Source organism: uncultured Streptococcus sp., assembly GCF_963545685.1.
Lineage (GTDB): Bacteria > Bacillota > Bacilli > Lactobacillales > Streptococcaceae > Streptococcus.
The window spans coordinates 1-3,986 of sequence record NZ_CAUUKN010000086.1 but is presented as its reverse complement, the minus strand read 5'-3'; the positions used below and the strand labels follow the sequence as shown (position 1 = coordinate 3,986).

General features: G+C 40.1%; 6 protein-coding genes. All 6 read right to left on the bottom strand.

Annotated features, from left to right (window positions below; translation table 11 throughout):
- Positions 1 to 16: 16 nt before the first annotated feature.
- On the bottom strand, positions 17 to 883 hold the full coding sequence (gene rsmI, locus RWZ99_RS09015; protein ID WP_314678241.1) for a 16S rRNA (cytidine(1402)-2'-O)-methyltransferase: 867 nt from the start codon (positions 881 to 883) through the stop codon (positions 17 to 19).
- A 2-nt stretch (positions 884 to 885) separates the two neighbouring features.
- On the bottom strand, positions 886 to 1,206 hold the full coding sequence (gene yabA / locus RWZ99_RS09010; RefSeq protein ID WP_002887582.1) for a DNA replication initiation control protein YabA: 321 nt from the start codon (positions 1,204 to 1,206) through the stop codon (positions 886 to 888).
- A complete protein-coding gene (ricT, locus tag RWZ99_RS09005) occupies positions 1,193 to 1,999 on the bottom strand; it encodes a regulatory iron-sulfur-containing complex subunit RicT (protein ID WP_314678239.1) in 807 nt (268 codons plus the stop codon). Before ricT ends, yabA begins: the two co-directional genes overlap by 14 nt.
- The gene (locus RWZ99_RS09000) at positions 1,996 to 2,871 is read right to left on the bottom strand and encodes a DNA polymerase III subunit delta' (protein WP_314678236.1); all 876 of its coding nucleotides are present in this window, start codon (positions 2,869 to 2,871) and stop codon (positions 1,996 to 1,998) included. Before RWZ99_RS09000 ends, ricT begins: the two co-directional genes overlap by 4 nt.
- An 8-nt stretch (positions 2,872 to 2,879) precedes the next feature.
- Positions 2,880 to 3,509, bottom strand: a complete 630-nt coding sequence (gene tmk / locus RWZ99_RS08995) for a dTMP kinase (protein WP_314678234.1) — start codon at positions 3,507 to 3,509, stop codon at positions 2,880 to 2,882.
- A gap of 241 nt (positions 3,510 to 3,750) precedes the next feature.
- The coding region (locus RWZ99_RS08990) for a triose-phosphate isomerase (protein WP_314678232.1) at positions 3,751 to 3,986 on the bottom strand (236 nt) is incomplete at its 5' end.

The window sequence follows — 3,986 nt, the reverse complement described above, 5'->3', positions numbered from 1 at the left end:
CAAAAAAAAGAGCCTCTTAAACCCCATGAAAAAGGTTATAAAGCTCTTGTCTATTTATTTTTCGCTCTTTAGCAACAGTTTTTATAGCCTGATTAGGTTTCATGCCAGAAGCAATTAAAGCTTCAATAGCCTCAACCGGACTAACATCTGATGTCAGATTTTCTTCCCTATCATTTTCAGAAGCCCCAGCCACAATCAGTAAACATTCTCCCTTGAGAGGATTACTAGCAATATAATCCAAAATTTCAGAAATACTACCTCGCTGGTACTCTTCGTAAAGCTTAGTCAGTTCTCGAACTAAAGTCACCTGACGGTCGCCATAAATCTCATACATATTTTCAAGGGTATCTGCCACACGGTAGGGTGACTCATAGAAAATCTGTGTCTCAGGATAAGACAACTTTTCCTTGAAGTAATCAAGCTGCTGTCCCTTCTTACGAGGAAGGAAACCGTAAAAAATATGAGGTTGGGGTGCTAAACCACTAGCAATCAAGGCAGTAATACCAGCTGATGCGCCAGGTAGGGCCACTACAGGAATATCCTCAGCAATGGCGGCTTTGACCAAATCATGGCCAGGATCCGAAATGGAAGGCATACCCGCATCAGAAACCTGAGCCAAAGAAAAACCTGACTTCAAGCGTTCCAGTAAATCTGGAATTTTCTCGTAAGCATTGTGCTCATGAAAAGAATACTGCTTGGTTTCAATTTCAAAATGTTTGAGTAAGAGACCCGTATTACGCGTGTCCTCCGCACAAATAAGATCGACATCTTTGAGAGTTTGAATACTGCGAAAAGTCATATCCTGCAAATTCCCAATAGGTGTAGGAACCAAATAAAGGGTACCGTAGTTAGATTGCCCCTTAAAACTCTTTTGAACCTGCATGCTTAATCTCCGTACAATAATTCTGCACAGAAGCCACAAGCTTCATTATTATCACGACGTTGACCATAAAAATCTGGGCAAATGTGGAAGCCATCATCATAAATAGCCTCGAGGTTCACCTTGCCATGAGACATTTTAGTCCCTGTCTCCTCTTGAACCACTTGACTCAAGTGCTCACGTAACTTGTCGTTCTCCAACTTGAGGGCAGTATTTTCATCGAGAATCCCTGAGAAGTTCGCCTTAATTGCTTCTACCTCTGCCAACATCGACATCAAATTTTGTGATAATTCTTCGAATTTATCATACAATTCACGCTTTTCCATTTAGCTGAACTTCCTCCACTCCATAAGTTAGGGGAGCACGCCCCTTTTCAAACATAACTTTAACAGTCCCTGCAATCACATCAATAGCAATGACTTGACCTCTACCTTCCTTGGTTTCAATCTCTTCACCCAAGTCAGGGTAACTGGCCTTACTATCTCGGTAAAAATCATCTTCATAACTAAGACAACACATGAGACGACCGCAGACACCGTTCATCTTACCAGAATTCAAGGATAAACTCTGATTTTTAGCCATCTTAATCGATACCGGTGGGAATTCGCCCAAAAAACTAGAACAACACAGTGCACGTCCACAAGGACCTAAACCACCATAAATTTTTGATTCCTCACGACTTGAAATTTGACGTAACTCAATTCGTGTCTTAAAGTAAGCTGCCAAATCCTTGAGCAACTGACGAAAATCTACCCGCTTTTCAGCCACAAAACTGATAAGCACATAAGAGCTATTTAGAGGAAAGACAATGTCTACCACCTTCATATCTAGCTGATTTTGAGCAATTAAATCAGCCACTACTCCCATACTCTGTTCAGCCTTCAAAAGATTTTCATCATATCTAGCGAAATCTCTCTCACTAGCCAAGCCCTCAACTCGATTCAAATCCGCAGGTAAACTAACCTCTGGAAAAACAGTATTTTCCATAACAACTTGGGCTAGGCGCTTATCTTTTTTCTCCAAAACGACTACAAAGTCATCTTTGGCGTAATTTTTATCAGGAAGAACGTATTCTACCGCTCCATTTTCTTCAAATTTGATTCCAATGACTTCTGTCATGACAATACCATATACTCCATCGCATTTTGAAAGCTGACATTAGCAAGCCACATTTTACGTGCCTTAAAAACTAAATCTAACCATCGTCGTGCTTGTGGATTTTGTATATCCTTTCCCAATTGATAAGTTAAAAAAGCCCAGACCATCTCTTGTTCCGATTTTTCACTACACTGGACGACCAACTTTGCAACATCCAAATAAAGAAGGTCATGACTAGCTAGCAAGGATTGTGCAAAACGCTCCACTGTATTGATGACATCAAGAACCTTGTTATCTTTAGATAAACTCAAAGCTTGCGCTTCATCCTTGGCAAAATCCGCTAAAACCTTGGCCTGTGTCAGCAATAAACCTTCTCTTTGCAGTAAGTCTTCTAAATAAGCCTTGTTCTTAGGAAAATAAAAGAGTTGCGCTCGACTTTTAATCGTAGGCAAGATACGACTATCATCAGCTGTTAACAGAAAAATATAAATCTGACTCTGAGGTTCTTCGATAAACTTCAAGAGGCTATTGGCCGCATTGACATGCATTTTATCTGCATCACGAATGATAAACACCTGAGCCTGGCCCTCGAAACCCGATTGGCTAAACTCTCTTGTCAGTTGACGAATAGTATCAGTTTTAATAATCTGCCCTTGCGGTTCAACCAATTTAACATCTGAAAAATCCCCCTGTGCAATCAAGCGACATGGACGACAGTGACCACAAGGAAGACCATTCTCAGGAGTCAAGCAAAAGCGACTCTGCGCTAGCCAAATAGCCATATCAAGACTTCCAAAATCACCCGAGAATAAATAAGCATGACTCAAACGATTTTCTCTGATAATTTGTGAAAACTCTTCAAAAAGTTTGCTTTGACATTCAGCTAACTTCATCTTGCTCCTTATAAATAATTCTTAATAATTTCCCAGGTATCCTCTACAACTTCTTCCAAAGTTTGCGAGGCATCAATTTTCTTAATCCGTTCTGGCTCAGCTTCCGCTATATCTAAATACCCTTGACGTACACGTTGGTGCATATCAAGTTTTTCTAAATCCAAACGATTGACTTCTCGCTTACCGTTTGCCGCGATACGAGCTAAACCAGTTTCAGAATCCACATCAAACAACAAAGTCAAATCAGGTTTATGACCATCCGTCGCATAATTATTTAACCAAGCAACTTCATCTTGATCAAGCCCTCGTCCTGCTCCTTGATAGGCTACCGAGGAATCAATAAAGCGATCCATGATAACCATATTGCCTTTTTCAAGTTCTGGTAAAACTTTTTCAACCAAATGTTGACGACGAGCAGCAATATAGAGCAAGAGTTCTGTTTTAGCATCCATAGCCGTATTATCTACATCCAGAATAACCTCACGAATTTGTTCAGCAATAGCTACGCCACCCGGCTCACGTGTCGTTATAACCTGAGCTGGATAAACCTCTCTTAAACGTGGCAAAAGCGCCTTTAGAACTGAGGTTTTTCCAGCCCCATCCGGTCCTTCAATTGAGATTAATAACCCTTTAGACATGATACTTCCTTTGTTGTTTATTCTCTTTCTATTTTATCAAATTTTAGGCTAAAAGAACAATCTCAGAAAGCATATAGGCTATGGTAAAACACTGCGCATCTTCGTATTTCATCAAAACCCCAAAAGGTTTCAAAACTCTATTTATATAGACCACATCTTTATCTAAAACTTATCTTATTAGGTTTAGATAAAGATGTTTACAAACAAAAAAGCCGAGAACAGTTCTCGACCTTTTTATTCATTATTTAACGAAGTCAAGCAATGCCAAGAAACTTTCAGCTTCAAGTGATGCACCACCTACAAGAGCTCCGTCAACATCTGGACAAGCCATGTATTCAGCAACGTTTTCAGGTTTAACTGAACCACCGTATTGAACACGTACTTTATCAGCAACTTCTTGACCGAAGTCAGCTGCTACAACATCACGAACAACTTTACACATTTTTTGTGCATCGTCTTGTGAAGCTGATTTACCAG

Bases quoted from the DNA above. Each gene is read 5' to 3' on its own strand.
- yabA (WP_002887582.1), bottom strand. From the start codon at position 1,206: ATGGAAAAGCGTGAATTGTATGATAAATTCGAAGAATTATCACAAAAT.
- rsmI (WP_314678241.1), bottom strand. From the start codon at position 883: ATGCAGGTTCAAAAGAGTTTTAAGGGGCAATCTAACTACGGTACCCTT.
- RWZ99_RS09000 (WP_314678236.1), bottom strand. From the start codon at position 2,871: ATGAAGTTAGCTGAATGTCAAAGCAAACTTTTTGAAGAGTTTTCACAA.
- ricT (WP_314678239.1), bottom strand. From the start codon at position 1,999: ATGACAGAAGTCATTGGAATCAAATTTGAAGAAAATGGAGCGGTAGAA.
- tmk (WP_314678234.1), bottom strand. From the start codon at position 3,509: ATGTCTAAAGGGTTATTAATCTCAATTGAAGGACCGGATGGGGCTGGA.